The sequence below is a fragment of the Kitasatospora sp. NPDC001095 genome, assembly GCF_053598615.1.
Genome location: NZ_JBSFKQ010000041.1, coordinates 45,824 through 72,262, shown reverse-complemented (window position 1 = coordinate 72,262; position 26,439 = coordinate 45,824). Strand labels below are relative to the sequence as shown.

The 26,439-nt window shown below is 73.6% G+C and carries 22 protein-coding genes; 9 read left to right on the top strand and 13 right to left on the bottom strand.

Annotated features, from left to right (window positions below; translation table 11 throughout):
- Positions 1-117: 117 nt before the first annotated feature.
- Positions 118-2,421 carry a glycosyl hydrolase family 18 protein gene (locus ACWDBB_RS27200; protein WP_449792100.1) on the bottom strand — a complete coding sequence of 768 codons (2,304 nt, stop codon included), beginning with the start codon at positions 2,419-2,421 and terminating at the stop codon, positions 118-120.
- Between the two features lie 183 nt (positions 2,422-2,604).
- Entirely contained in the window at positions 2,605-3,009 is a 405-nt protein-coding gene (locus ACWDBB_RS27195) for a RidA family protein (RefSeq protein ID WP_449792099.1), read from the bottom strand.
- Positions 3,010-3,304: 295 nt separating this feature from the next.
- Between ACWDBB_RS27195 and ACWDBB_RS27190 the strand changes: the two genes are divergently transcribed.
- Positions 3,305-4,078 carry an enoyl-CoA hydratase family protein gene (locus ACWDBB_RS27190; protein WP_449792098.1) on the top strand — a complete coding sequence of 258 codons (774 nt, stop codon included), beginning with the start codon at positions 3,305-3,307 and terminating at the stop codon, positions 4,076-4,078.
- 52 nt (positions 4,079-4,130) lie between these two features.
- Here the strand turns inward: ACWDBB_RS27190 and ACWDBB_RS27185 are convergent, their stop codons facing one another.
- Entirely contained in the window at positions 4,131-4,889 is a 759-nt protein-coding gene (locus tag ACWDBB_RS27185; RefSeq protein ID WP_449792097.1) for a maleylpyruvate isomerase family mycothiol-dependent enzyme, read from the bottom strand.
- A 115-nt stretch (positions 4,890-5,004) separates the two neighbouring features.
- Between ACWDBB_RS27185 and ACWDBB_RS27180 the strand changes: the two genes are divergently transcribed.
- Positions 5,005-5,760, top strand: coding sequence for an acyltransferase (locus tag ACWDBB_RS27180; protein ID WP_449792096.1), 756 nt, complete (start codon positions 5,005-5,007; stop codon positions 5,758-5,760).
- A gap of 159 nt (positions 5,761-5,919) precedes the next feature.
- Here ACWDBB_RS27180 and ACWDBB_RS27175 read toward each other — a convergent pair whose 3' ends face one another.
- Positions 5,920-7,293, bottom strand: a complete 1,374-nt coding sequence (locus tag ACWDBB_RS27175) for a PucR family transcriptional regulator (protein WP_449792095.1) — start codon at positions 7,291-7,293, stop codon at positions 5,920-5,922.
- 242 nt (positions 7,294-7,535) lie between these two features.
- Here ACWDBB_RS27175 and ACWDBB_RS27170 point away from each other — a divergent pair, with 242 nt between their 5' ends.
- A complete protein-coding gene (locus ACWDBB_RS27170) occupies positions 7,536-8,423 on the top strand; it encodes an esterase/lipase family protein (RefSeq protein ID WP_449792106.1) in 888 nt (295 codons plus the stop codon).
- A 105-nt stretch (positions 8,424-8,528) separates the two neighbouring features.
- Here the strand turns inward: ACWDBB_RS27170 and ACWDBB_RS27165 are convergent, their stop codons facing one another.
- The gene (locus ACWDBB_RS27165) at positions 8,529-9,101 is read right to left on the bottom strand and encodes a HutD/Ves family protein (protein ID WP_449792094.1); all 573 of its coding nucleotides are present in this window, start codon (positions 9,099-9,101) and stop codon (positions 8,529-8,531) included.
- A 59-nt stretch (positions 9,102-9,160) separates the two neighbouring features.
- Complete coding sequence (locus tag ACWDBB_RS27160; RefSeq protein WP_449792093.1) at positions 9,161-10,480, bottom strand: MFS transporter; 1,320 nt, start codon at positions 10,478-10,480, stop codon at positions 9,161-9,163.
- 17 nt (positions 10,481-10,497) lie between these two features.
- Here ACWDBB_RS27160 and ACWDBB_RS27155 point away from each other — a divergent pair, with 17 nt between their 5' ends.
- Positions 10,498-11,778 carry an ROK family protein gene (locus tag ACWDBB_RS27155; protein ID WP_449792092.1) on the top strand — a complete coding sequence of 427 codons (1,281 nt, stop codon included), beginning with the start codon at positions 10,498-10,500 and terminating at the stop codon, positions 11,776-11,778.
- Positions 11,779-11,880: 102 nt separating this feature from the next.
- Positions 11,881-12,999 carry a PLP-dependent cysteine synthase family protein gene (locus ACWDBB_RS27150; RefSeq protein WP_449792091.1) on the top strand — a complete coding sequence of 373 codons (1,119 nt, stop codon included), beginning with the start codon at positions 11,881-11,883 and terminating at the stop codon, positions 12,997-12,999.
- A gap of 176 nt (positions 13,000-13,175) precedes the next feature.
- On the opposite strand, the gene ACWDBB_RS27145 is transcribed toward ACWDBB_RS27150, so the two are convergent.
- The 4 genes from ACWDBB_RS27145 to mscL all read right to left on the bottom strand — a co-directional run bounded on the left by ACWDBB_RS27145 (position 13,176) and on the right by mscL (position 18,786).
- Positions 13,176-15,722, bottom strand: coding sequence for a right-handed parallel beta-helix repeat-containing protein (locus ACWDBB_RS27145; protein WP_449792090.1), 2,547 nt, complete (start codon positions 15,720-15,722; stop codon positions 13,176-13,178).
- Positions 15,723-16,048: 326 nt separating this feature from the next.
- Positions 16,049-16,924 (bottom strand): MOSC domain-containing protein, encoded by an 876-nt coding sequence (locus tag ACWDBB_RS27140; protein WP_449792089.1) that lies wholly within the window; start codon positions 16,922-16,924, stop codon positions 16,049-16,051.
- A gap of 208 nt (positions 16,925-17,132) precedes the next feature.
- Positions 17,133-17,912 (bottom strand): DUF6643 family protein, encoded by a 780-nt coding sequence (locus ACWDBB_RS27135; protein WP_449792088.1) that lies wholly within the window; start codon positions 17,910-17,912, stop codon positions 17,133-17,135.
- Positions 17,913-18,339: 427 nt separating this feature from the next.
- Positions 18,340-18,786 carry a large conductance mechanosensitive channel protein MscL gene (gene mscL / locus ACWDBB_RS27130; protein WP_449792087.1) on the bottom strand — a complete coding sequence of 149 codons (447 nt, stop codon included), beginning with the start codon at positions 18,784-18,786 and terminating at the stop codon, positions 18,340-18,342.
- A gap of 445 nt (positions 18,787-19,231) precedes the next feature.
- On the opposite strand from mscL, the gene ACWDBB_RS27125 reads away from it, so the two are divergent.
- Together ACWDBB_RS27125 and ACWDBB_RS27120 are read left to right on the top strand one after the other, a co-directional pair.
- Entirely contained in the window at positions 19,232-20,533 is a 1,302-nt protein-coding gene (locus ACWDBB_RS27125; RefSeq protein WP_449792086.1) for a glycosyltransferase, read from the top strand.
- Positions 20,534-20,676: 143 nt separating this feature from the next.
- The gene (locus ACWDBB_RS27120; RefSeq protein WP_449792085.1) at positions 20,677-21,354 is read left to right on the top strand and encodes a thiol:disulfide interchange protein DsbA/DsbL; all 678 of its coding nucleotides are present in this window, start codon (positions 20,677-20,679) and stop codon (positions 21,352-21,354) included.
- A gap of 83 nt (positions 21,355-21,437) precedes the next feature.
- Here the strand turns inward: ACWDBB_RS27120 and ACWDBB_RS27115 are convergent, their stop codons facing one another.
- Positions 21,438-22,193, bottom strand: coding sequence for an SAM-dependent methyltransferase (locus ACWDBB_RS27115; RefSeq protein WP_449792084.1), 756 nt, complete (start codon positions 22,191-22,193; stop codon positions 21,438-21,440).
- A 77-nt stretch (positions 22,194-22,270) separates the two neighbouring features.
- Complete coding sequence (locus ACWDBB_RS27110; RefSeq protein ID WP_449792083.1) at positions 22,271-23,419, bottom strand: glycosyltransferase; 1,149 nt, start codon at positions 23,417-23,419, stop codon at positions 22,271-22,273.
- Positions 23,420-23,476: 57 nt separating this feature from the next.
- Here ACWDBB_RS27110 and ACWDBB_RS27105 point away from each other — a divergent pair, with 57 nt between their 5' ends.
- Positions 23,477-24,247, top strand: coding sequence for a glutamate racemase (locus tag ACWDBB_RS27105; RefSeq protein WP_449792082.1), 771 nt, complete (start codon positions 23,477-23,479; stop codon positions 24,245-24,247).
- Between the two features lie 207 nt (positions 24,248-24,454).
- On the opposite strand, the gene ACWDBB_RS27100 is transcribed toward ACWDBB_RS27105, so the two are convergent.
- Positions 24,455-25,633 (bottom strand): polysaccharide deacetylase family protein, encoded by a 1,179-nt coding sequence (locus ACWDBB_RS27100; RefSeq protein ID WP_449792081.1) that lies wholly within the window; start codon positions 25,631-25,633, stop codon positions 24,455-24,457.
- A 428-nt stretch (positions 25,634-26,061) separates the two neighbouring features.
- Here ACWDBB_RS27100 and ACWDBB_RS27095 point away from each other — a divergent pair, with 428 nt between their 5' ends.
- Positions 26,062-26,277 (top strand): hypothetical protein, encoded by a 216-nt coding sequence (locus ACWDBB_RS27095; RefSeq protein WP_449792080.1) that lies wholly within the window; start codon positions 26,062-26,064, stop codon positions 26,275-26,277.
- Positions 26,278-26,439 lie beyond the last annotated feature (162 nt).

Genomic DNA, 26,439 nt, shown 5'->3' with positions numbered 1-26,439 from the left:
GGGGGGGCTGTGGGCGTGGGCCGCGGGGGCGGCGGGGTGGTGGCGCGGGGGGGGGGGCCCCCCTCCCCGGTGGGGGGAGGGGCGCCGGCCCGTTCTGTTCGTGGCGCCGGCCCGGAGCTACCTGAGCCCGGTGTCCAGCGCGGACATCAGGGTGCCGGACGGGGTGTCGCCGGACATCTCCCAGATCATGCCGCCGAGCAGGTTCTTCGACTTGAGGTAGGCGGTCTTCTGCGTGATCGACCAGGCGTCGTCGAAGCTCCACCACTGCCCGCCGGATCCCGTATAGCCGTACGTCGCAACGGACTTGGGATCGTGGTAGACCTTGAGGCCGGAGAGGCCGGTGATCAGGTTGTGGTACCCGCGCGTCCCGGCCTCGTCGCTGAACTGCCCCGGTGCGGCTCCGTTCGCGGACTGCCAGGCGCCGTTCGCGCCGCCGTCCGCGACGCTCTGCCAGCCGCGCCCGTAGAACGGGAAGCCGATGGTCAGCTTGCGCGGGTTGACACCGGCGTTCAGGTACGTCTGGACGGCCGCGTCGATGCTGAAGTGGGTGGCGTAGGGGTCGTTCGGGTCCTGGTAGAGGTTGGAGGCGTGGCCGGTGCGGTTCGGCTCCCAGGAGTTGTCGCTGCCCGAGCCGTGGAAGTCGTAGCCCTGGACGTTGGCGATGTCCAGCGAGCCGAAGATCTTCGAGAGGTCCCAGCCGGCGGCGACCTTCGCCGGGTCGGCCGGGGTGAAGGCGGTGAGCAGCTTGTGCGGGCCGCCCAACGCGTCCAACTGCTTGCGGAATTCGGCCAGCAGCAGGGTCAGGTTGTTCTTGTCGTTGGCGCTCCAGTGGTTGCCCGGGTGGCCGTCGCCGGAACCGGGCCACTCCCAGTCGAGGTCGATGCCGTCGAAGATGCCCGCGGCCACGCCGTCGCCGCCGGCGCCGTTGTAGGCCGGAAGGTTGCCCTTGATCCAGGTGTCGACGCAGGACTTGACGAACTTCTGGCGGGACGCGTCGGTGGCGGCGGCGTCGGAGAAGTACTTGGAGTAGGTCCAGCCGCCGAGCGAGACGACCACCTTCAGGTTCGGGTACTTGGCCTTGAGCTTCTTCAACTGGTTGAAGTTGCCGCGGAGTTTGCCCCAGCCGTCGTCGGCCACGCCGTCCACCGACTGGTCGGCGCTCATCGCCCGGCCGTAGTCCGCGTCGGCGTCACCGGCGCCGGTGCCCTGGTCCGGGTCCTCCGGGTTGCCGGTGGTGCCCTTGGTGACGCCCGCCATGCAGGTCAGGTTGACCGGATCGATGTTCTCGAAGGCGTAGTTGACGACGTCGAGCTTGGCGGCGGCGCCCGAGGTGTCCAGGTTCTTGACGAAGTACTGGCGGCCGTAGATGCCCCACTGGACGAAGTAGCCGACCCGGGCGTACTTCCCGGCGCCGACCAGGTCCGAGGTGGTCACGGTGAGCGGGGCGGAGGCGGGCGAGGCGTTGTCGGCGGCGTCCCGGGCCTTCACGGTGAACGTGTAGGTGGTCGACGGCGAGAGGCCGCCGACGGTCGCGCCGAGCGTGCCGCCGGTGACCGTCGCGACCGGGGTGCCACCCTGGTAGACGTCGTACGCGGCGACCCGGACGTTGTCGGTGGCGGCGTTCCAGGCGAGCGTCACGTCCGTCGAACCGACCGTCGTGGCCCGGAGGTTGGCCGGTGCGGTGGGCGGCGAGGTGTCGGTCGAGGGGTCGAAGGTGGACGCGGTGACGGACGCGCTGAGCGGGCCGGTGTTGCCGCGGCTGTCCTTGGCCTGGACGCTCAGGGTGTACGAGGTGGCCGGGGTGAGGCCGCCGACCAGCACGCTGGTGGACGGGCTGGAGGCGAGCACGGCGCCGCCGCTCAGCACGTCGTAGGAGACGACCGGGAAGTCCCCGCCGGTGGCCGCCGGCCAGCTCAGCGCGAGCGTGTGCGCGGTGGACTCGGTGACCGTCGGGGTGCCCGGCGCGGACGGCGGGACGTCCGCCGTGCCGTCGCACTTGTCGCCGTTGACACGGCAGTTGAGCGGGGTGGAGACCGGGCCGTTGCCGACGAACCAGAAGCTGTACGGCTCGGTGGTGCTGTGGGCGTTGACGGTGGAGTTGTAGAATGCGGCCGTGGCGGTGACGTGCCGGCCGTTGACGGTCGCCGTGCCGTTGTAGCTGTTGCCGATGGTGACGCCGGCCGGGAGGTCGAACTCCAGGGTCCAGCCGCTCACCGCGGTCGCGTTGTCGTTGTGGACGATGTAGGTGCCCTGCCACCAGGAGCCGTTGTCGGCGGTGGTGAAGGTGGCGGTGAGCTTCCCGGCGGCGTTCGCCGGGGCGGCCAGCGCGGTGAGCGCGGCGAGGGGCAGGAGCAGGACGGAGAGCAGTGCGAGCAGTCTGCTGCGCACGCGCGGGCGCCCGGCCCGGGATCGAGCGGACATGGTTCTCCCTGTGGCTGTGGGGGTTGAACAGGGTGACGTAGAACCTTGGTTGATCCGTGATTGGCCCGTGTGCGATCGATGCCTGTGCCGTGGGGAGGCAAGGCATGGGAACTGTAGGAGGACTGGACCAATGCGTCAACAGGTCTGTACCACTGGGGAGAGGGTGCGCGGCGCCTGCGCCGGCTAGTCCCGGACGATCGCCATCGCCTCGATCTCGATCAGTACCTCGGGCAGGAACAGCGCCGCCACCTGCATGGCGGAGGAGGCGGGCAGCGGGCCGGAGCCCAGGCACTCGTCGCGGGCCTCGCGGATGGCCGAGATGTAGGAGATGTCGGTCATGAAGTAGGTGAGCTTCACGACGTCGTCGAAGCCGGCTCCGGCGGCGGCCAGGCAACGGCGCAGGTTCTCGAAGATCTGCCGTGCCTGCGCCTTCGGGTCACCCGCGCCGACCAGGTTCCGGTGCTCGTCGAACGCGACCTGGCCGGACACCTGGACGATTCGGCCGCTGCCGTGGACGACCTGGGTGTAGCCGGTGCCGGGGGCGACACCGGGCGGTTCGGTGATGTGGGTGAGGTGGGAGGCGGTCATGACGCGGATCCTGATCCATGATCCCTCGTGTCCGCAAGCCCGGCCCCGCGGCCTGGCGCTCCGCGGCCCGGCGCCGAGCCGCCCGGCGCCCCGGCGGCTCGGCGCTCCACCTCCGGCAGTTCGCGCAGGAACGGCAGGTCGGCGGAGGGGAATCGGGCGGCCGGGGCGGCCGTCGGACGGGTTGGCTCTGGCCGAGCGGCGGGTGGGCGTGCCAGAGTCGTCCGGGCGTCGTCCGGGCAGCCCCCGGGCCGCGTCCGCAGTCCGACCCACCCTCAGCCGGAAGGCAGGCCCGCCGATGACCAGCGCAGCGCCCCTCGTCCACGTCAGCACCGCCGACGCCGTCACCACGCTCACCCTCGACTCGCCGCACAACCGCAACGCGCTCTCCACCCGGCTGATGGCCGAGCTGCACGCCGGGCTGGCCACCGCCGCGGCCGACCCGGAGGTCCGCGCTGTGGTGCTCGGGCACACCGGCAAGGTGTTCTGCGCGGGCGCGGACCTCTCCGAGGCGACCGGCGCCGACCCGACGGTCGGCCCGCGCGGCCTGGTCGAGCTCCAGCGGGCGATCGTGGACTGCGCCAAGCCGGTGATCGCCGTCATCGACGGGCACGTCCGGGCCGGCGGCCTCGGCCTGGTCGGTGCGGCGGACCTCGCCGTCGCCGGACCGGCCTCGACCTTCGCCTTCACCGAGGTGCGGCTCGGTCTCGCGCCCGCCGTCATCTCGCTGCCGCTGCGCCCGAAGCTGGACCCGCGCGCCGCCTCCCGCTACTACCTCACCGGCGAGGTCTTCGACGCCACCGAGGCCGCCCGGATCGGGCTGATCACCAGCGCCACCGACTCCGCCGAGTCCACCGGCGTGGTCCTGAAGGGCCTGCTGGACGCGCTGCGCCTGGGCTCCCCGCAGGGCCTGGCGGAGTCCAAGCGGCTGGCCAACGCCGAGGTGGTGCGCTCCTTCGAGCGGGACGCGGACGAGCTGGTGGAGCTGTCGGCGCGGCTGTTCGGCTCGGAGGAGGCGCAGGAGGGGATGCGGTCGTTCCTGGAGAAGCGGCCCGCGCGCTGGGTGCGCTGACGGCGGGTCCCCGGGCGGGCCGGCGCCACACCCGGGGGAACGGCCGTCGCGATCAGATCGCGGCGTCCCGCCAGAGGTCGAGCAGGCTCTCGTCGCCGATCGCCCGGACCTTCCCGGCCCGCCGGGCGGGCAGCCGGTTCCACAGCAGCACGTAGAGCTCGTCGGCGGGGCCGGTGAGGGTCAGGTCGGCCGGCTCGGAGCCCCCGTCGGTGGTGACGGCCGGCGGCTCCTGGGTGATCGTCAGGTGCCAGGAGCCGGCGCCGTCAGTGGCCCGGACCCGGAGGGTGCGCGGCCGGTCGCTGCGCAGCTTGGACCGGCCGCCGGCCATGAGGCCGCGCAGCAGCTCGTCGATGCCGTCCAGGGCGAGCGCGGTGTCCACGGTCGGTCCGGGCACCCCGGCGGCCGCGTCGGCGTCGTGGCGGTGGATGGCGGTCTCGTGGGCCTGGCGCCGGGCCCAGAACGCCAGCGGGCTGGGCGAGGGGAGGAAGCTCCAGCACTCCACGTCGGCGGGCGCCGTGGTGAGCGTGTCCAGCAGGGCGGCATGGCCCTCGCGGTACCAGTCGAGCAGTGCGGCGTCCGAGGGCAGCGGCCCGATGGCGGCCTGCGCGTCCGCCTCGCCCAGCGGCGCCCGCAGGCCCCGGGAGGGGAACGCGGCGGCCCAGCGGTGCACGGAGCCGATGTGCCGCAGCAGGTCCGTCAGCCGCCACTCGGGACAGGTCGGAACGGGGGCGGACAGTTCGGTGCGGGCCGCGGCCTCGGCGAGCCGGATGCCCTCGTGGCGCAGCGCGTCGATGTGCTCGGTGATCTCCATGGGACGGAGTCTTCCACCGCGGTCGGCCGAGGGTCGCGGATTCCGGACATTCCTTCGGACCTTCCGGACGGCTCCCGGCGGACGGGCGGATGCTACGGGCCGGTAACGTGAGCGCATGCCGATAACCCGTTCCCTTTTCTCAGCCGTCCGGACCGGTGGCCGCCGCGCCGCCGGACGCCTCGTCCACCGGGGCTGGCGCTGGGCGCAGCGGACCGGCGCGGTCACCAACCGCAACCCCGGCCCGTACCGGTTCGGCGAGCTGGGGGACGGCACGACGCTCACCTTCCCGCTCGGGGCGGTGTTCAACGAGCAGTGGATCACCATCGGGCCGTTCTCGATCATCGGCGAGCGGGTCACCATCAGCGCCGGGTTCCTGCCCGGGCTCGACCTCGGACCGGAGCCGATCGTGCGGATCGGCGGCGGCTGCGTGATCGGCCGGGACAGCCATGTCGTCGGCCACCAGTCGATCGTCATCGGTGACGACGTGTGGACCGGTCCCGGCGTGTACATCAGCGACCAGGCACACGAGTACCGGGACACCGAGCTGCCGATCGGCAAGCAGTGGCCGCGCAACGAACCGGTGGAGATCGGCGCGGGCAGCTGGATCGGCACCGGCGCGGTGATCCTCCCGGGGGCGCGGATCGGCCGCAACGTGGTGGTCGCGGCGGGCGCCGTGGTGCGCGGCGAGGTGCCCGACCACAGCGTGGTCGCGGGCGCGCCGGCCAAGGTGGTGCGCCGCTGGACCGAGGAGGAGGGCTGGCAACCGCCGCTGCGCCACGACGCTCCGCAGCCGGTGCCGGACGGTGTGACCGCGGAGCAGCTGCGTGCCCTGGTCGGCTGGGACCTGCGGCTGCCGGGGGAGCAGGGCTGACATCGTCGGCCGGGTGCCATGGACGGGTCTGGGTGTCATGGACGGGTCTGGGGGCCTTGGCGTCGGGCTGACTTGGGGGCCCTGAGGGCCTTGGTCTGCTGTGGGTGGCCCTGAGGGTCTTGGTCTGCCTTGGGTGGTTCATGGGCGGGCGGCTTCGAACTAGCTGCTGAGGGAGGACTGTTCGGCGGTGCGGGCGGCGATGGCGGCGGTGATCCGCGGGACGTCGGCGGGGCGGCTCGGATCCAGACCGGTCAGCGCGGCGATCCGGCGCAGCCGGTAGTCGACCGTGTTCGGATGCAGGTGCAGGGCGCTCGCGGTGTGCCGGCGGTTCAGACCCCCGGCCAGATGGGTGTGCAGGGTGATGAGCAACTCCCCGGCCCCGGCCAGCGGTTCGAGCAGCGCGGCGAGCCGGGAGCGGGCCTGGCTGGGCCGGGTGAGCTGGTACTCCAGCAGGACGTCGTCCAGCCGGTGCAGCCCCGGAGGTCGGCCGAACGCCCGTGCCACGTCCAGGACTTCGTGGGCGAGGGCGGCCGCTGCGGGCACGTCGGCGGGGCCGGCCGAGGCGGCTCCGGCCAGTACGGGAGCGCCGGCCGCCCTGGCGGCCGCGGCGAGGGCGGCGGCGAGCAGTGGCCAGGGCGGCTCGTCGGTGTCGCCTACGCCGGTGTCGCCTACGCCGGTGTCGCCTACGCCGGTGCCGTCCTCGCCGGTGCCCTCCTTGTCCGGGCCGGGTGACGGGCCGAAGGGGATGAGCACCATGCCGCCCGTGGGGGTGAGTGCGGTGAGTGCCGACTGCCGGGTGCGGTGGTCGAGTTCGGCTTCGAACCGGTGGAGCTTGCGGCGGGCGGCGATACCCCGGTCGACGCCGGGGGCGTGTTCGTCGGGGTGGTCGGCGACGGACAGGCAGAGCACGGCGTACCCGGCGGGCAGCCGGAGTCCGGCGTGGTCGGCGGCTTCGTCGTAGGAAGTGCCCGCGAGCAGCGCGCCGAGCAGGGAGCGCCGGGCCGCGCCCCGCCGGTCGGCGGCCGGACGCCGGCCCTCCAGGAAGCCCGCACCGGCGGCGGTGGTCGCCTGGCGGAGCTGGTCGAGCAGCAGCCGGTTGAGGACGAGCAGGTCGGCGGTGTCGCCGTCCCGGGCGCACCGGGTGGCGAACTCCCAGCAGACCTCCAGCCCGAGATGGTGGGCGAGCAGGACGGCGTCCAGTGGCAGGCCCTCCTCGGCGCGCCGGGCGGCTGACTCCCGGACGGCGGCGAACTCCTCGGCGGAGGCCGGGAGTCCGGTCCGTACGGTGTGGGCGAGGGCGCGGATGCGGCGCTCGGTGTCCCTGGTCAGTTCGCCGGCAAGTTGTTCGCGGGGCAGTCGGCGGTAGACCGGTACCCTCTCCAGCAGGGCGGAGACCACGGTCTCGGCCAACTCCCGTGAGCCGCCGAGCAGCCGCTGGTCGGCGGGGAGTCCGCCGATCACGGGGACGCGCCAGTGCGGAGTCCGGCCGGTGGCGTTCGGGGGCGTGCAGTCGGGTGCGTTGTGACCGGTCACAGAGAACACCGTCCAGGTCTGGGGGGCGCCCAAGGGCCGGGCCGGAGGGGCGACCGCATGATGGAGCCCTCGGGTTACCTGTTGGTAACAAACTTCCGCTGTGGAGGCAACAGTTGAGAACCCCACTTCTCCGCTTCTCCGCAATTCCCGTGCGTGGCAGGGGCGGTGGTGTGCTGCGCGGGCTGCTGCTGGCGGTGGCGCTGCTGGTCGGTGCGGCGGTGTCGCCGACCGGCGCGGCCGCTGTGGCTGCTTCGCCTGCCGCGTCACCCGCCGGTTCGCCCGCTGCTTCGGCGGCCGCTCCGCCCGCTGCTTCGGCCGCCGCTTCGGCCGAACTTCCGCCGGACGGTGACACGGTGGCTTCGCCGCCGGGCGCGAACGACTGGACCTGCCGGCCGAGCGCGGCGCACCCCGACCCGGTGGTCCTGGTGCACGGCACCTTCGCCAACCGCTACGAGAACTGGCTGGCGCTCTCCCCGCTGCTGAAGAGCCTCGGGTACTGCGTCTTCGCGCTCGACTACGGGACCGTCCCCGGTGTCACCTCCAGCGGCAGCGGCCTGCTGCTGCCGATCGGCGGCCTCGGGCCGGTCCCGGAGTCGGCGGACCAACTCGCCCGGTTCGTGGACCTGGTGAGGAACGCGACCAGTGCGGCCAAGGTCGACATCGTCGGGCACTCGCAGGGCGGCATGATGCCGAACTACTACCTCAAGTTCCTCGGCGGCGGGTCCAAGGTCGGCAAGATGGTCGGGCTGGCACCGTCCAACCACGGCACGACGCTCGACGGGATCGTCAACCTGACGTCGTTCTTCCCGGGCGTCACGGACCTGGTCTACTCGCTCTGCCAGGCCTGCCGGGACCAGGCGGTGGGCTCCGACTTCAACCGGCTGATGGCCTCCCGGCCGGACACCGTCCCGGGCGTGAGCTACACGGTGGTCTCGACGGTCTTCGACCTGGTCGTCACCCCGTGGCAGACCCAGTTCCTGAACGGTCCGGACGTCGACAACCAGGTGGTGCAGGCGCACTGCCCGGTCTCGCTGGTGGAGCACGTCGCGATCGCGTTCTCGCCGACGGCGCTGCACCTGGTGACCAACGCCCTGGACCCGGCGCACGCCACGCCGGTGCTCTGCGGGTGATGCGATGGTGGCGCTCCCGCCTCCGGGAAGGTCCGGGAGGTGGGAGCACCGGCCTTCGCCGGTGTGCCGGTCTTCGCTTCTTCCGGGGTGTCGGTCGGTCGGCTGTCAGGGGGTGGCGCGGAAGGTGACGATGGCGGTGGTGCCGTCCGGGTTCAGCTCGTACGCGTCCGGGGTGTCGAGCAACGCGGCGTCGTGGCGGGTGAGTTCGACGCCGTCGACGGTCGCCGTGCCGGCGAGGCAGACCAGGAGGACGGTGCTCCCGTCCGGGACGCCGACCGTGGTGGCCGCCGTCGCCATGCTCACCGTCGCCTCGATCCGCCCGCGACGCGTCATCACGTTGAAGTCCACCACCGGGCCGGCCGGCAGTCGGCAGTCGGTGGTGGCGTCGCCGGAGAAGGCGAACGGCCGGAACGGTGCGTCGACCAGCTGCTCGGCGCCGTCGACGGTGAGCACCATGCCGGCGCCCTCCACCAGGGTGATCACCCGGTCGATCCCGGGGAACGGGGAGAACGGTCCGGCCGTGGCGACGTCGGCGAGGCTGACCCGCCAGTCGAAGGCGTCCAGCCCGGCTCCGGCCGGGAACCCGGCGATCTCCCTGGTCACCCCGCCCCCGTTGAGCCACGCCGTCGCCGGGCGCTCGCTCGCCCGCAGTACCTGGAAGCGTTCGCTGGTCGTCATGGCCCCGCATCCTGTCACATGGCGGATGACCGCTGACAGGTGACAGATTTCATCAGCTGTTATCTGTTAGCTGTCATCCGTCGTCCGTCAGCTCTCGGGTGCCACCCGGACATCCCGTCGCCCGTCGCCCGCCGTCCGACCGACAGTGGCAGGAGCGCAGCCACCGTGGCCGCGAGCGCGACCGTGGTGAGGGCCAGCGGCAGTCCGGCCGCGTCCGCCAGGAAGCCGATCACCACCGGGCCGATCAGCATCCCCCCGTAGCCGAGTGAGGAGGCGAACGCGACGCCCTGCGGTCCGCCCGCCGCGCCGGCCCGGGCGAGGGCGAGCGGGAAGAGGTTGGCCAGGCCGAGGCCGACCAGCACGAAACCGCAGATCGCCACCGGCACCACCGGCGCCAGGGCGGCGACCAGCATGCCGGCCGCCGCCGTCAGCCCGCCGAACAGCATCAGCCGGGTCTGGCCGAGCCTGATGGACAGCCAGGTGCCGCCGACCCGTCCGCCGGCCATCGCGAACGCGTACGCGCCGTAGCCGGTGGCGGCCACCACGGAACTCGCATGGACGTCGTCGGACAGGTGCAGCGTGGTCCAGTCGGCGATCGCGCCCTCGCCGTACGCGGTGCAGAGCGCGGTGAGGCCGAGCAGCAGGACGAGCAGCCGGGTGCGGCCACCGGCGGAGCCCGCGTCCGCCCCCGCGCGGCCCGCGCCGCCCGTACGGCTCGCCCGGTCCGGCGCGACCTGCTCCGCCGCCGGGCTGCGTAGCAGGACGATGCCCGCGGCGATGGTGACGGCCATGCCCACCACCGCGCTGAGGGCGAGCGCCCACGCGGTGCTCAGCGGTCCGGCGACCAGTCCGCTGACCCCGGTGCCGGCCAGCCCGCCGAAGCTGTACCCGGCGTGGAAGCTGGGCATCACGGGCCGCCGCAGCTGCGCGACCAGGTCGACGGCGGCGCTGTTCATCGCGACGTTGGCCCCGCCGTACCCCGCGCCGAACAGCAGCAGCACCCCGCCGAGCGCCGTGACCGAGTGGGCGTGCGCCGGCAGCGGGACGGCGAGGCTGAGCAGGGCGAGCGAGCCGACGGTGACCGGGCGCGGCCCGTACCGCAGGCAGAGCCGGCCGACCATCGGCATGGTGAGGACGGCGCCGATGGACAGGCAGAGCAGGGCGAGCCCGAGGGCGCTGTGCGAGGCGCTGACCTGGCTGCGGACGTCCGGGATGCGGACGACCCAGGCGGCGAAGAGGAAGCCGTCGATGGCGAAGAACGCGGTGAGGGCGACACGTGCGGGGCCCCAGGGGCTGTCGGTCGCCGGGGGTGTGCTGCGAGACTGGGAGGAGGGGGCGTCGGGTCCGGTGCGTGAACCGATTTTGTTTCGAAGCGACACAAAGTCACAATAGAGGCGTGCAGCTCTCACCATCAAGCCCGAGGCCCGGTACCGGGAACGACTCCGACGCGCAGCGCGACAGCCACCGCCGCGCGGCTCCCGACCGGGGCCGGACGCTGCTCGGCCCCGCGCTCTCCCTGATCCACACCGGCCAGGCGCCGACCCGCTCGGCGCTCACCCGCGCGCTGGACGTCACCCGGGCCACCGCCGGCGCGGTCACCGCCGAGCTGGAGGCGCTCGGGCTGATCACCGTCGACTCGCGCCCGGCGGGCGGCGGCCGGGGCCGCCCCTCGCACCGGCTCGCGATCGACCCGCAGGGCCCGGTCGTGGTCGCCGGGCAGATCCACGCCGACGGACTGAGCGTCACCCTGGCCGGCCTCGGCGGGCTGCTCGACCCGCCCGTCCACCTGCCGCTGCCCACCGCCACCGACCCGGTCCGGATGCTGCGCGCCGTCGCCGTGGCCGGCGCCGAACTCGCCCGCGCGACCGACCGCCGCTGCCTGGGCGCCGCGCTCGCGCTGCCCAACCCGGTCACCGAGCCGGACGGCACCGCCCTCGCCGCGCTGCACTTCGCCTGGCCCAGCGGCACCCCGGTCGCCGACCTGTACGACGTCGAGGTCGGACGCGCCGACCACGGCCCGAACGCGCTGCGCCCGCTACCCGCCGCGGTCGCGAACGACGCCAACCTGGCCGCGCTCGCCGAGTACCGGCACGGCGCCGGCCGGGGCGCCCGCCACCTGCTCTTCGTCACCTCCGGCCACCGCGGCGTCGGCGGCGCGCTGGTCATCGACGGCCACCTGCACACCGGCAGCGCGGGTCTCGCCCTGGAGGTCGGCCACCTGACGGTCGACCCGCAGGGCCGGCCCTGCATGTGCGGCAACCGGGGCTGCCTCAACTCGGAGACCGACCCCGACGCGCTGTTCGCCGCCGCCGGACTCGCCCCGGAACCGGGGCGCCCGCTGCTCGACCAGGCGCGCGAGCTGTGCCGCGCGGCCACGACGGAGGATCGGGCGCGGGCAGCGGTGGAGCACGTCATCGACCGGCTCGGACTGGGCCTGGCGGGCGTTGCCAACATCCTCAATCCGGACCGGGTGGTCCTCAGCGGGCTGCACCTCCACCTGCTGGAGGCCGCGCCCGACCGGCTGCGGTCGGTGGTCGCCGAGCGCAGTCTGTGGGGGCGCAGCGGGCGGGTGCCGATCGTCGGCGCGGAGCTGGCGCACGGTGCGCTCGCGGGCGCGGCCGAGCTGGGCTGGGGGCCGTACCTGGCGGACCCGCAGTCGGTGCCGGTTCAGTTCTGAGAGCGATAAGCGGAAGCTGACCCTTCGAAAATGGTTACTTATCGTGACTCTCATACACTCGTAGTGAGCAATTTGGGGGGTCACGCGAGGGAGACAGCAACCATGAGCACCCAGCCCGGCATCGAGCCGACCGCCGACGTCGACCGCTCCGACCCGGAGTACCGGGCCTGGCTCAAGGAGGCGGTGCGCAAGGTCCAGGCCGACGCCAACCGTTCCGCCGACACCCACCTGCTGCGCTTCCCGCTGCCGGCGGAGTGGGGGATCGACCTCTACCTCAAGGACGAGTCCACCCACCCGACCGGCTCGCTCAAGCACCGACTGGCCCGCTCGCTCTTCCTCTACGGGCTCTGCAACGGCTGGATCCGGCCCGGCAAGCCGGTGATCGAGGCCTCCAGCGGCTCCACCGCCGTCTCCGAGGCGTACTTCGCCCAACTCGTCGGCGTGCCGTTCATCGCCGTGATGGCCAAGAGCACCAGCCAGGCCAAGATCGACCTGATCCAGTTCCACGGCGGCGAGTGCCACCTGGTCGAGCGCTCGGACGAGGTCTACGAGGCCTCCGCCCGCCTCGCCGAGGAGACCGGCGGGCACTACATGGACCAGTTCACCTACGCCGAGCGGGCCACCGACTGGCGCGGCAACAACAACATCGCCGAGTCGGTCTTCGCCCAGCTGCGTCTGGAGCCGCACCCCGAGCCGGCCTGGATCGTGGCCACCGCCGGGACGGGCGGCACCTCGGCGACCATCGCCCGGTACGTCCACTACATGCAGTACGACACCCGGATCTGCGTCGCGGACCCGGAGAACTCCTGCTTCTACTACGGCTGGGTGCGCCACGACCCGGACGCCGTCTGCGAGAGTGGCTCGCGGATCGAGGGCATCGGACGGCCGCGGATGGAGCCGAGCTTCGTTCCGGGGGCGATCGACCGGATGATGAAGGTGCCAGACGCCGCGTCGATCGCCGCCGTGCGGGTACTGGAGCAGGTGCTCGGCAAGAAGGCGGGGGCCTCCACGGGGACGGGCCTCTGGAGCGCGCTGCGGATCGTCGCCGAGATGCGGGAGGCCGGGCGGACGGGCAGCGTGGTCGGGTTGATCTGCGATCCCGGGGACCGCTACCTGGACAAGTACTACTCGGACGACTGGCTGGCCGGCGAGCGGATCGACATCGCGCCCTACCGGGCGGCGCTGGAGTCCTTCCTGGCCGACGGCATCTGGACGGCGTGACGCGAGGGGCGGGCTGCGAACAGGTGCCGACTGACAGATGACAGCGGACGGATGACAGCCGACAGATAACAGATAACAGCTGACGGATGACAGATTTCAGATTCTGTCAGCTGTCATCCGTCGGCTGTTCGTTGTTCGCCGTCACCCGTCACCCGTCACCCGTCACCCGTCACCCGTCACCCGTCACCCGTCACCCCGTTACCCCAGCCACCCGCCGGATCACCGCCCGGCAGCGGTGCCGCCGGCAGGTCGGCCGGAACGAGCAACTGGAGCTCCTCCGTCGACGGGTCCGTGAGGTGGGCGATGCGCACCGCGTGCCGCTCGACCATGGTCTCGAAGACCTGCCGCGCGGTGCGACCGTTGCCGAAGTTGGATCCGCGCTCCAGCCCCCCGAAGTGCTCCAGCAGCGCCTGCTCCGTCTCCTCGGACAGCGCGTACTCGTGCTCGGCGCACTGCGCCCGGGCGATCTCCAGCAGCTCGTCCGCCGTGTAGTCGGGGAAGCCGATGGTGCGTGAGAAGCGGGACGAGACACCGGGGTTGGCGGAGAGGAAGCGCTCCATCTCGGCGGTGTAGCCCGCCACGATGACGACCACCTCGTCCCGGTGGTCCTCCATCAGCTTGACCAGGGTGTCGATCGCCTCGCGCCCGAAGTCCCGGGCCCCGTCCTCGGGCGCGAGCGCGTACGCCTCGTCGATGAAGAGCACCCCGCCGCGCGCCCGGTCGAAGGCGGCCGCGGTGCGGATCGCGGTGGAGCCGATGTGTTCGCCGACCAGGTCCACCCGGGCCACCTCGACCAGGTGCCCGCGCTGCAGAACCCCGAGCGAGGCGAGGATCTCGCCGTACAGCCGGGCGACGGTGGTCTTGCCCGTGCCCGGTGCCCCGGTGAAGACCAGGTGCCGGCGCAGCGAGGGTGCTTTGAGCCCGGCCTGGCGGCGGCGCCGGCCGACCGAGATCAGGTCGATCAGCGTGCGCACCTCCTGCTTCACGGTGGCCAGCCCGACCAGCGAGTCCAGCTCGGCGAGCGCCTCCTCGGCCGGGCGGCAGTCCGGGATCGGTGAGATCGCCGACGCGGCCCCGGACGTCGCCAACGCCGAGACCGCCGCGGTCAGTTGGGCCGTCCGCGGCGCCGGCACGTCGGTGGACCCGTACGGCGCCCCCAGCCCCGGGCCGCGTCCGGACGCCGCTCCGGCCCCCAGCCCGGGCCCCGCCCCGCCACCGGGAGCGGCGGGGGCGGCCGGCACCGGAGCGGCCGCGACGTCGTCCGAGATGCACCCCTCCGTGACCGGACCGGGCTCGGAGAACTCGAACCCGGCCCGCTGGTTGTGCTCCGCGCGGCACCGGGTGAGCTGGGTCCGGCAGCCGTCGATGATGTGGAAGCCGAAGCCCTTGCCCTGGGAGACCCGGCAGTCCTCGAAGGTGCCCCGTCCCTGGGCCGAGACGTACACCCCGGCGTCCGTGCTGGCCCGTACGGTGCAGTCGCGCAGCACCGGGTCGGCGCCCTTGGTGACGATCACGCCGGTGGCCACGTCGGAGATCTCGCAGTCGGTGAGCAGTCCGCCGCTGCCGTGGTCGCGGAACCAGAGCCCGGTGCCCGCCTCCTGCACCCGGCAGGAGGCCAGGGCGACGGTGGCCCCGCCGCTGACGGAGACCGCCGAGCTGCGGATCCGGCTGAACGAGCAGCCCTTGGCGGTGGCGGCGGAGTCCCGGTCGAGGACGAACAGGGCGTCCGGCAGGTCGTGCAGCGAGCAGTCGGTGAGGGTCAGCCGGGCGCCGTCGCTGACCCACAGCGCCGGGTACTCGCCGGTCGAGCCGTGGATCTGGCAGGACTCGGCGACGGCCTCGGTGCCCTGGTCCCAGACGGACAGCGCCCCGCGCCCGAAGTCCCTGACGGTGCTGTGCGCGAGGCTCAGCCGGGCGCGTCCGCGCAGGTCGGCGCCGTTCTCGGGCAGGTCGTGCACCCGGCAGCCGGTGAGCACCAGCTCGGCCTCGCCGTCCAGGGTCAGACCGTTGCCGGTGACCCGGTGGATCTCGCAGTCGATCAGCCGGCCGCCCGCCTGCGCGTCGGCCTGCACGCCGCTGCCGCGGATCTCGTAGATCTCGCAGCCGGTCAGCTCGGCCGCGCTGCCCGGGTCGGAGAGCAGGACTCCGGCGCCGGAGGCGTGGTGGATGCGGCAGCGGTCCAGGGCCGCGGTGGCGCCGCCGAGGACGGCCAGTCCGGCCTGGCCGGCGGCGGCGACCTCGCAGTCCTCGAAGGCGGCGGCGGTGTCCGCGCCGCGCAGTCGCAGTCCGAGCCCGCCCGGGTTGGTGACCACGCAGCCGCGCAGGGTCGGCCGGGCGCCGCCGGCGACCTCGATCCCGGTGGCCGAGCGGGTCTCGATCCGGCAGCCGCTGAAGGCGGGGGCCGCCTCCGGTCCGGTGACCAGGACGGCCGGGGTGGAGCTGTCGCCGCCCTCGACCACCAGGTCGCGTACGGTCGCGGCGGCGGTCACGGTGAGGGCCACCCCGGAGGGCGGGTCGATCCGGACCGTCCCCGGGCCCTGGGCGGGCACGATCGTCACCGGTTTGTCCAGCAGCACGTTCTCCCGGAACGTGCCCGGCCGGACGGTCACGGTGTCGCCCGGTTCGGCGGCGGCCAGGGCCTCCGCGAGCGTGTCGTACTCGCCCGCGCGGCGACGCCAGCGGGATGCGCTGTCCTGGGTGACCCGGACCCTGTGCTCAGCCATGACGGTCTGTCGTCCCCACCTTCGTCGAGCCGGCGATCATCGGGCCGAACGCGCGGGTGTGCGCGGGCCGCCCGCCCACCGTAGCGCGCCCACGTGGGTGGTCCGGCCGCCCGCGGTCGCGCGGACACCGGTAGCGCTCAGCGCCGCCACAGGTTCCGACCACTTGTTTCAACGAGCGCGCACAGCGGTGGTTCCGTCCGGGACACGCCGGTTCCGGAGCACGGCACGCGCCCGGTGCCCGCCCGTGCGCCCGGCGTCCGCCCGTGTCTTCGGCGTTCAGCCATGCCCTCAGCGTTCAGCCATGCCCTCAGCGTCCGCCGATGCCCTCAGCGTCCGTCGGCGGGCCAGTGCGCCCCGTCCTCCAGCACCTCGACCTCGTCGCCCAGCCGCAGCGTGCCGAGCGCGTCGCCCTCGACCCCGGCCGGCCGCTCGGGGATCAGGTTCTGGCCGAACGCGGCCTTGTTCATCAGCCGGTGGTGCTTGGCCAGGGTGCGCAGCGGTTCCTTGCCGCGCCGCTCGCCGGTCTCCTGGTCGGTGGTGGTGACCACACAGCGGCCGCAGGGCTTGACCACCTTGAAGGTGACCGAGCCGATCCGGATCCGGCGCCAGGTGTCCTCGGCCCACGGCTCGGCGCCGCCGACCACCACGCTCGGGCGGAAGCGCTCCATCGGCAGGGTCTCGTGGCCGTCGGGGTGCTCGGCGGCGATCAGTTCGTTGAGCCGGTCCAGCGAGGCGGTGGTGGTGAGCAGCAGCGGGAAGCCGTCGGCCATCGAGACCCGGTCGCCGGCCGCGCCGTACTCGGGGTCGACCGGCCGGGCGCGCGGGTCGTCCAGGTACACCAGGCGGTAGTCGCCGAGGTGCTCGGCGATCCACCGGTGTGCTTCCTCGGCGGCCTGCGCGGCATGGAAGCGGGTGCCCCAGACCTCGACGTCGGCGAGCGCGTCGCCGGACGCGACGGCGGGGGCGGGGACCTCGATCCGGGAGCCGTCGGGGGCGGTCAGGGTGAGGACGCCGTCGGGCAGCAGTGCGGCCCGGATCTGTCCGAGGGTCGGGTGCTCGCGCTGGCTGACGAACCGTCCGGTCGCGTCGGCGAGCATCCAGCGGCGGTCTCCGGCCAGACCCCAGGGGTGGACCACGGCGCTTTCCGGGCTCAGGCGGTACATCGACTTGACGGGATAGACGTGGAGTCCGGTGAGGTGCATTCCTCCATCCTGCCAGCCGGCCGGCCCGGGCCCGCAGGTCAGGGGCCCCGTATGCGCACGGACCGCCCGGGACGCCGTGGGGGGCGTGCCGGGCGGTCCGTGGATGACCCGTTTCTCCGTTCGCCCGGCGTACGGGGGGCGCCGGGTGCTGCTCAGGTGGTGCGGGTGCGGGCCGCGTGGGGGACGGCCTCGGGGCGTCAGCCGCGGTTCAGTAGCCCTGGCCCTGCGGCTGGTAGCCACCCTGGAACTGGCCGGGCTCGTTGTACCCGCCCGGGCGCTGCGGCTGCATCGGGCGGACCGGCGCGACCGGCGCCATGGCCGGGCGCAGCTGGGCGCCGCCGAAGGACTGCTCGCCGCCCTGGCCCTGGAAGCCGGGGCCGCCGGCGGTCGGGCCGCCGAAGGACTGGTGGCCGCCGAAGCCCTGCTGAGCGGCGGGCTGGCCCTGGCCGAAACCGCCCGGGCCGCCGGCCGGCTGCGCGCCGAAGGACTGCTGGCCGCCCTGGGCGCCGATGAAGGTGTTCTGGCCTCCGAAGCTCTGGCCGCCGGTCGGCTGGTAGCCGCTGCCGGTGGACTGGGTGAAGGCCGGGGTGCCGGTCTGCGGTCGCTGGTACGGCTGGGGGGAGCCGTAGCCGGGGACCGGCGGCTGCGGGGCGGCGTACGCCGGCGCGGGCTGCGCGGGGATGTACGCCGTGGCGGGGCCGGCGGAGGGACCGCTGCTCGGGCCGGGGCCCAGGGCGAGGCGGGCGGGCGGCAGCGCGGGGAGGTTGCTGCCGGCACTTTCGTACCCGTTGCCGTACCGGTGCTCGGGGGACTGGCCGAGGCCGGATCCGTAACCGGAGGACAGTGCCGGCGGGAGGGCGGCCGGCACGTTGATGGGCGCGATCTGGGGGACGCCGCGCTCAGCCACGAGGCTGTCGTAGATCGGCGTTCCGGAGGAGAAGGACGGAGAGGGGTAGCCGACTCCGTCGTAGGAGCGGGGCGAGGTCATGGGGCATACGGTAAGCCCACAACGCGCCTGCTGAGGAGAGCGGGAGGGGGAGCAGTTCGAGTGTTTACACAGTCTTCGCTCGCACAAAGGTTTCGAAAGTAGGAAAGCCGGACATTCCGGCGTCCGGTTCCGGACAACCTTGGCGCCCCGTCAGTGATCGAACAGTGGCCGGACGGAGGCTGCGGAAGGCCTTGTGGTGACCGGCCGGTGGACGGTCGGGGGGCCTGCGGAGAAACTTTTCCGGACAGGCGTGCGCGGGCGCGTTAGAGCCCCCGCCGTGGGGGCGACGGGGGCTCGTGAATGTTTCGGGAATAAAGTCCCCGTCAGTTTCCCCGGGAGGTTCGATCAGGGCCCGCGGCCTGCGCAGTCGGCCCGGTGCGGGTCGGTGCCGACCGGGCGGCGGCCCGGCGTCCGTCCGGTTCCGTGGTCAGTGCGACTGCAGCGCCTGGGCCTGTGCGGGCAGACCCGGCTTGGCGACCTCGGAGGTGCAGAAGGAGCACCGGGACGCGGCGGCCGGGATGGAGCTCAGGCACTCCGGGCAGTCCACCTTCACGGCCGGGGCGGGCTTGGCCGATTCGAAGCGGGCCTGGAGCTTGCCGACCGGCAGCACCACGGCGAAGTAGATGACGGCGGCGGTCAGGACGAAGCCGATGACCGCGTTGACGAAGAGGCCGTACGGGAACCGGGTGCCGGCCACGTCGAAGGTCTTCTGGGTGAAGTCGCCGACGGCACCGGACGCGACGCCGACCAGCGGGGTGAGGAAGGCGCTGACGAACCCGGTGACGACGGCGGTGAAGGCCGCGCCGATCACGATGCCGACCGCGAGGTCCACCACGTTTCCGCGCAGCAGGAAGCTACGGAATCCCTTGAACACCGGGCGACTCCAAATCAGTACGGGGCAGGGGGAGATGGGGCGGCACGGCGGGTGCCGCCCCGGCCGGACATCCTGCCGACCGGCCCGGGCCGAGGTCCAACCGCGTTCACCCGAAACGGGTAACGGCCGCCGGGCCCCGCCGTCACGGGCCGGGCGGGGCGGGGGCGCTCCGCGTACCGGCCTTTCGCCCGTCGAACAGCCGACCCAAGTCGACGGAGCGACGCGGCATTTGACACCGGCACACGACGATCCCGGACGGCGCCGACCCGGCGCGACGGGGTGAAACGGAGCGCGGCAGGGGGTGAGACGGGGCGCGCGACGGTCGCGTCCGGCGCACGACGGCGGCCCTGTGGCGCACATCGGGTGTACAAGCGCGGGCGGATGGGCCACCATCAGGTTGCGCGAAGGGGATGTACCGGGCGGGGCACTGTGCCAAGGTCGGTCCATGCCCGACCACTCGTCGGCCGATCCGGCCGGAAACCGTCCGCGTGTCCTGCATCTGATCAGCGACTCACGCCGTGGCGGCGCACAGAACTTCGCCCGTGACCTCCACCGGGAACTGAGTCGTCGGGGGCAGTCCTCCGAACTGTGCGCCCTCGCCCCGCACCCGGCCAACCACGTCTGCCCCGCCGGGGCGGCCCGGGATTCCGGAGGTCGGGATTTCGGGCGCCGGGATTTCGGGCGCCGGGATCACGCGGGCCGGGGCTCCGGAGGCCACGACTCCGCAGACCAGGGCGCGGAGTCCGCCGATCGGGCCCCCGGGGCCGCGGACTTGGCCGCCGCCGACTGCTCCGCCGCCGCCGCGCTGCGCTCCGCCGCCGTACTGGGCCCCGGCCGGCTGCACCCGAGCACCCTGCGGGCGCTGCGCGCCGCCGCGCGCGCCGCCGACGTGGTGCTCGCCCACGGCTCGGACACCCTGGCCGCCTGCGCCCTCGCGCTGGCCGGAACCCGTACGCCCTTCGTCTACGTTTCGGTCGGCCACCCGCGCTACTGGACCGCCAACCGGCTGCGCCGGGTGCGCGGCGGCGCGCTGATGCACCGCGCGGCCGCCGTCACCACCCTGACCGACGAGGCGCGCGTCGTCCTGGAGGAGCAGTTCCGGCTGCCCGAGGGCAAAGTGCACGTGATCCCCAACTCCCGTGCCGCAGAGAGCTATCCGCCCGCCGACGGCCGGGACGACCGGCGGGCCGCGCGGCACGCGCTGGGCCTGCCGGCCGACGTGCTGCTGGTCGCCTGGATCGGGGCGATAGCTCCGGAGAAGCGACTCGACCTCGCCCTCGACGTGCTCGACCGGCTGCCCGACGTCCGCCTGGCCGTCGCCGGGGACGGACCGCTGCGCGAGACGCTGGCCCGCCACCCGGCCGCCGCGCGCGCCCACTTCCTCGGCCCGCTTCCCGACCCGGCCCCGCTCTACCGGGCCGCCGACGCGCTGCTGCTGACGAGCGACAGCGAGGGCGTACCCGGTGCCCTGATCGAGGCGGCGCTGGCCGGGGTACCCGCCGTGGCCACCGACGTCGGCTGGGTGCGCGAGGTGGTCCGGGACGGGGCGACCGGCGCGCTGGTCGCCCCCGGGGACCCGCTCGCCCTCGCCGAGGCACTGGGCAAGGTGCTGGCGGTCAACCGGGCGGGCCTCGGCGCGGCGGCCCGGGCGCACGCGCTGGAACACTTCGAGCTGGGCGCCGTCGTGGACGCCTGGCAGCAACTGGTCGCCGAGGTGTGGACGGCCGGACCGGAAGGCACCCGCTGACCAGTGCCGCCACCTTGCCCCGTCAGGTGGTCCGCCCCGCGTCAACAGGCTCGGCGCGGGTGCGCCGTTCGGGCGAATCCGGCGCGGCCCGTACCGCGGGAACCGGCCGGTAACGGACCGCCGCCAGCACACTGCCCGGTGTGATGAACTCGAAGTCGCTGCTGCGGTCCACCGTCCTGCTCGCCGTCGCCGTGGGGATCGCCGCGTCCCCCGTCCAGGCCGGCGCGATGACCCACCAATTCCCCCACAAGGGCGCCAAGTTCGTCAGGCTCGACCACCCGCAACCGGTCCGCGACAGCACCCGGATCGAGGCGGCCGAGTTCTTCTGGTACGACTGCGGCCACTCCCAGGCGCTCGAACAGCCCTTGCAGACCTGGGCGGAGAAGCACCGCGCCGATGTCGCGCTGCGCCGCATCCCGGCCATCTGGCCCGGCAGTCGGGACGAGGCCGTGCAACGCGGCCACGCCCGGCTGTACTTCACGCTGGAGCGCCTCGGCCTGGTCGACCGCCTGCAGGCCGGCGCCTTCCGCGCCGTGCACAACGAGGGGCGCGACGTCACCAGCGAGGCCACCGCCACCGACTGGGCCGTGACCCAGGGCGTCGATGCCGAGGCGTTCGGCCGGGCGTACCGCTCCGCCGAGGTGACGGGGTCGGTCGACGAGGCCGCCGCCGCCTTCACCCGTTACGGCGTCGCCGAGTTGCCGACGGTCGTCATCCAGGGCGAGTACCGCACCTCGCCGACCCAGGCCGGCGGCGTCGCGGCGATGCCCGAGGTGCTCGACCAGCTGGTGCAGAAGGAGCAGGCGAAGAACCACCACTGAGCTCTCGCGCCGACTCGCTCGCGTCGGCTTCCTCGCTCCGCTTCCTCGCGCCGAACGGGAAGTGGCCGGTCACCGCAGGGCGTTCACTCGCCTCGGTCGCGGCGCAGCAGATAGGTGACGAAGCCGAGCGTCCCCCGGTAGCCGTGGAGCCATCCGGTGCGGTGCCGGTCCGCGGCCTCGCGGGCGGCCGCCGCACCGGGGTGGTCCGGGTGGTCCAGGGCCCACTCGGCCAGCGAGCCCGTCCAGGAGAACTCGTAGTCGTCCCACTCCTGTTCGGTGCTGACGTGCCCGAACAGCGGCGTCCAGCCGTCGGCCAGCACCCGGTCGGTGGTCGTCGCCAGATCCGCGAAGTCCTCCCGTTCCGCGCCCAGCCCGTCCAGCGCCGCCCGCGACGGTTCGCGCTGCCAGAACCCCTCGCCGACCAGCAACCTCCCGCCTGGGCAAAGGAGTTCGCGGGCCGCGGCGAGCGTCGCCGGCAGACCGTCGAACGCGTGGGTGGCGCCGACGCACAGCACCAGGTCGAAGCGCTCCTTCGAGGAGAACTCCCGGGCGTCCAGGTGGTGCAGGCCGATCCGGCGGACCACGCCGAGCGCGGTGGCGACCTCCCGGGCCCGGGTCAGCGCCGCCGCGTCCAGGTCCACGCCCACCGCCCGCCAGCCCGGTCCGGCGGCCAGCGCCCGGAGCAGCCAGGCACCCTCGCCGCAGCCGAGGTCCAGCGCCAAGCCCTGCTCCGTCCCGGCCATGGCGCGGTCCAGCAGCCGGGCCACCGACTCGTCCGCCAGCGGAGCCGCGATCGGGTGACGGGCGTGGGCGAGGCGGGAGATCTGCTGACGGTCCATTCGAGCAGTATGGATCGGGGCGGCCCGCCCCGCAGCGGGTTCCGTAGGCGGGTTCTCGGGAGGATCCCCGGGGTTCCTCAGGCCCGGGAGTAGGTCCGGCCCTTCCACGCCGCGCCGCGGCCGCGCCAGTGCTGCACCGCCGAGTCCACCGTCATCAGCAGGTACAGCGCCGCGGTGAACGGCAGCAGCAGCACGGCCGCGGCCAGCTGCCCGTAGTACCGGACCATCGGCAGGTACGTGCCCGCCATCAGCGCCCACGCCGCCACGCCCGCCGCGGCCACCGCGGGTGCTCCCGCCACCAGCCCGGCCACCGTCGCCACCGGCGGCACCAGGTACACCAGGGCCAGCCCCGACACCGTCCCGAGCAGCAGCAGCGGCGAGTGCCTGAGCTGGGCGTACGCGCTGCGCGACACCATCCGCCACAGCTGCTCCAGCCGCGGGTACGGGCGCACGCTGTCCACCCCGTCGGCCAGGCCGAGCCAGGTCCGACCGCCGGTGGACTTCACCGCCCGGGCCAGCGACACGTCGTCGATCACCGCACCGCGGATCGCCGCCACCCCGCCCGCCCGCTCCAGCGCCTCGCGCCGCACCAGCGAGCAGCCACCGGCCGCGGCCGCCGTCCGGGTGCCCGGACGGTTGCTCCGGCGGAACGGGTACAGCTGGGCGAAGAAGTACACGAAGGCCGGCACGATCAGCCGCTCCCAGCCGGTCTCCACCCGCAGCCGGGCCATCTGGGACACCAGGTCCAGCCCGTTGCTCTCGGCGGCGGACACCAGCTCGGCCAGCGAATCCGGGCCGTGCGCGATGTCGGCGTCCGTCAGCAGCAGGTACTCGACGTCCGGACCGGCCAGGGCCACGCCGTGCCGCAGCGCCCACAGCTTGCCGGTCCAGCCCGGCGGCAGCGGGGGAGGGGAGGTGACGGTCAGCTCCAGGCCGTCGATCGTCCGCAGCTGCGCCGCGAGTGCGCCGGTGCCGTCCGAACTGTGGTCGTCGACCAGGATCACCCGGGCCCGCCCCGGGTACTTCTGCGCGAGCAGCGTCGGCAGGCTCACCGGGAGCACCGACGCCTCGTCCCGGGCCGGCACCACGATCGCCGCCTGCGGCCAGCGGACCGGCGGGCGGCGCGGCGGCAGCCGAACGTCCGTGCGCCAGAACGAGCCGTGGCAGCACGCCAGCCAGAGCCAGACCAGCAGGGAGAACGCGGCGATCCACAGCAGGACGGTCACCCCGGCAGTCTGCCGCAGAACGGGGCCCGGCGGGCGGATCGACTAAAGTCTTGACCCGTGAAGATCGCACTGATGGACTCCGGAATCGGCCTGCTGGCCGCCGCCGCCGCCCTTCGGAAGCTGCGCCCGGACGTGGATCTGGTGCTCTCTTCCAACCCGGCCTCGATGCCGTGGGGGCCTCGTACACCGGAAGAGGTCACCGAGCTGGCCCTCGGCTGCTGCCGGGCCGCTGCCGCCCTCGAGCCCGACGCGCTGGTGATCGCCTGCAACACCGCGTCCGTCCACGCGCTCGCCACCCTGCGGGACGAACTGGAGCCCGGGCTGCCGGTCATCGGCACCGTTCCGGCGATCAAGCCCGCCGCAGCGCGGGGTGGTCGGGTCGCGATCTGGGCCACCCCGGCCACCACCGGAAGCGCCTACCAGCGCGGGCTGATCCGTGACTTCGGCGGTTCGGCGGACATCACCGAGGTCGCCTGCCCGGGCCTCGCGGACGCTGTCGAGCACGGCGACGACGAGGCCGTCACGGCCGCCATCGCCGACGCCGCCTCCCGTACGCCGGCCGGTACCGACGTGATCGTGCTCGGCTGCACCCACTACGAGCTCGTCGACGACCGCATCCGCGCCGCCGTGGCCCCGACCGCCTCCCCGGCGCTCACCCTGTACGGGTCCGCCGACGCCGTCGCCGCCCAGGCCCTCCGCCGCGTCGCCGACCCCACCCGCACCGGCACCGGCACCCTCACCGTCCTCCACGCCGGCGCCCCCGCCACCCTCCCCCCGGCCGCCGCCCTCTACCCCCAGGGCAGCGCCCTCGCCACCCTCATCGGCTGACCCGCCACAGAGGCCGACCAGCACGGGCCCGGGTGTTGCACAGCAAGTCGACTTGGCCGACTTCCCGCGCAGCCGGCGATCCGGCCTCTCCGGCTGGGGTAACCGTGACGGACGGACTCTATGCGCGTAGATCAGCGCGCCTGTGGGGCGGTGGCGCCACCGCGTACAGGAAGTCGAACGGGTCGACTTCCTGTACGGCGGGGGGCGTCAGGCGACGGCTTGGCGGCGCCAGCGGCGGTAGGCGGGTTCCAGGCCGGAGAGGATCGTGTCGAAGCGGCGGGTGCTGGTGGTGGAGTCGACCTGGAGGCGGCTGATCTGGAGGGGGTGTGAGGGGAGGCGGGGGCCCAGGCGGTGGTCGGAGAGGAATCCGAGGCGGTAGCCGAGTTCCTGCAGGACGGTTTCAGCGCGGACGTCGTGGCCGCCGTCCGGGTAGGCGAAGGCGATCGGCGGTTCGCCCAGCCAGCGGGTGAGGGCCTCGTGGGCGCCGGTGATCTCGGTGCGCACGGTGTCGTCGTCGCAGCGCCCGAGGCAGGGGTGCCCCTGGGTGTGGTTGCCGATCGCGACGCCCCCGTCCCGTAGGGCGAGCAGGTCGGCCGGGGTCAGCTGTTCCTGTCGGGGCGGCCGGCGTTCGGCGCTGACCCGTAGCTCGTGCAGGCTGCGTCGGCGGTCCGGGTCCGGCATGGCCTTGAGTCGCGGGAGCAGCTGGGACGGGTGTCCGCAGTCGAGCGAGCGGGCCCGGCCCCCGTGCCGGGCGAGGAAGTCGGCCTCGTGCCACCAGAACGGCCGTTCGGTGCCGATGAGCTCCGAGATGACGAACGCGGTGGCCGGAATCCCCCGGGCGTCGAGGGCCGGCAGGGCGTGGGTGAGCACGCTCCGGTCGGCGTCGTCGAAGGTGACCAGGACGCTCCGGGGCGGCAGGGGCCGCCGCTCGGTCACGGCCTGGAGGACCGCGCCGAGCGAGACGGGTGTGGCGAGCCGCTGGAGGCGGTCGAGCTGGGCGCCGAAGGAGCGGTGGTCGGTCACCCCGTGGTACGCGAGTACGGCCAGCCGTTGGGCGGCCCGGGCCCGGAACAGCGGCTGGACGGGGGCGAACCGCAGCCATTCGCCCCGAGCGTCCTGCTGTTCCGTGTCGACGGCCGTCCGGGGGCGGCCCCCGCCGTCCCCGTGCGCGCCGTCCCGATGCGTGCCGTCCCCGTGTGCGCCGTCCCGGTGCGCGCCATGGCGATGCTCGCCGTGGAGAAGCTCGCTGCGTGGATGCCCTCCGCGCGGATGCCCGCCGTGCGGGCGGTCCGCCGTGCAGGCGACGGGTGGAGGCAGCGCGCGCACGCCGGGTGCCGGCCGGGCGCGGGCCATGGAGATCGATGTAGTGGACTGGGACTGCGGCACGGTTCCCCCTCGTTCGCCGAGCGGCGTGGCGGTACCGCCGGAGGACGGAGCCCGGCCTCCGACTCCAGGGGCGGCGGCTCCGCTCCTGGACTTTCCTGTTCTCGGTGGGGGGTTCACACCCGTCCCTCGAACGGCTCCTGGATCACTCGATGCCATTGAGACCGCTGCGCCGGACGGATGGTTGTGCCGGGGGGACGAGGATTTTTCGTGGACTGATTGTGGAGCTGGAATGCCCGTGCAGACGTCTCGGACACACTTCGCGGTGGCCTCGGCGAGCCCCTGACCTGCCCGGATCATCCGGTCGCACAGCGCGTTCGAATGACCACTCCCTGCGGGCTGCCGCCCGCGCCGCCCCGGGGTACCTTGGGCTCATGGCAGATGCGGACCGTGACCCCTTCCACCTTCACGGGGCCTCCCGGATGGCTCGCGTGTGCAGTGGCGGAGCCCTGGTCACCTACCAGCTCCCGTTGACCCTGGTGGGCCTGGCCTGCCTGGCGCTCGGTATCGTCGTGGCCGTGTTCGTGCCGGACAGTGACGGGCCGGCCTGGGCGATGGCGGTGGCCGGCTGTCTGGCCGCCGGAGTCCTGCTGCTCGGCCGGATCGCCTTCGGCGTGTTGCGTGGCCGGCGCCGCGCCGCGCTCTGAGAACGCCCCGGCCGGGTACCGGCCGTTCGTTGGGCTGGTTCCCGGCCGTCGCCCCACCCCGTAGCGTCGATCGCCCTCGGCATTCCGAAACGGCGAATCGAGCGAAATTGGTCAGACCGACTGAATATCGTCCAGTCGGACAATCATGACCCCTCTTCTTTC

What these genes read in the sequence shown, in the direction of transcription:
- ACWDBB_RS27165 (WP_449792094.1), bottom strand. Translation starts at nt 9,101, where the DNA reads ATGACGACCAGCGAACGCTTCCAGGTACTGCGGGCGAGCGAGCGCCCG.
- ACWDBB_RS27195 (WP_449792099.1), bottom strand. Translation starts at nt 3,009, where the DNA reads ATGACCGCCTCCCACCTCACCCACATCACCGAACCGCCCGGTGTCGCC.
- ACWDBB_RS27200 (WP_449792100.1), bottom strand. Translation starts at nt 2,421, where the DNA reads ATGTCCGCTCGATCCCGGGCCGGGCGCCCGCGCGTGCGCAGCAGACTG.
- ACWDBB_RS27190 (WP_449792098.1), top strand. Translation starts at nt 3,305, where the DNA reads ATGACCAGCGCAGCGCCCCTCGTCCACGTCAGCACCGCCGACGCCGTC.
- ACWDBB_RS27145 (WP_449792090.1), bottom strand. Translation starts at nt 15,722, where the DNA reads ATGGCTGAGCACAGGGTCCGGGTCACCCAGGACAGCGCATCCCGCTGG.
- ACWDBB_RS27135 (WP_449792088.1), bottom strand. Translation starts at nt 17,912, where the DNA reads ATGACCTCGCCCCGCTCCTACGACGGAGTCGGCTACCCCTCTCCGTCC.
- ACWDBB_RS27185 (WP_449792097.1), bottom strand. Translation starts at nt 4,889, where the DNA reads ATGGAGATCACCGAGCACATCGACGCGCTGCGCCACGAGGGCATCCGG.
- ACWDBB_RS27115 (WP_449792084.1), bottom strand. Translation starts at nt 22,193, where the DNA reads ATGGACCGTCAGCAGATCTCCCGCCTCGCCCACGCCCGTCACCCGATC.
- ACWDBB_RS27125 (WP_449792086.1), top strand. Translation starts at nt 19,232, where the DNA reads ATGCCCGACCACTCGTCGGCCGATCCGGCCGGAAACCGTCCGCGTGTC.
- ACWDBB_RS27150 (WP_449792091.1), top strand. Translation starts at nt 11,881, where the DNA reads ATGAGCACCCAGCCCGGCATCGAGCCGACCGCCGACGTCGACCGCTCC.
- ACWDBB_RS27120 (WP_449792085.1), top strand. Translation starts at nt 20,677, where the DNA reads ATGAACTCGAAGTCGCTGCTGCGGTCCACCGTCCTGCTCGCCGTCGCC.
- ACWDBB_RS27140 (WP_449792089.1), bottom strand. Translation starts at nt 16,924, where the DNA reads ATGCACCTCACCGGACTCCACGTCTATCCCGTCAAGTCGATGTACCGC.
- ACWDBB_RS27180 (WP_449792096.1), top strand. Translation starts at nt 5,005, where the DNA reads ATGCCGATAACCCGTTCCCTTTTCTCAGCCGTCCGGACCGGTGGCCGC.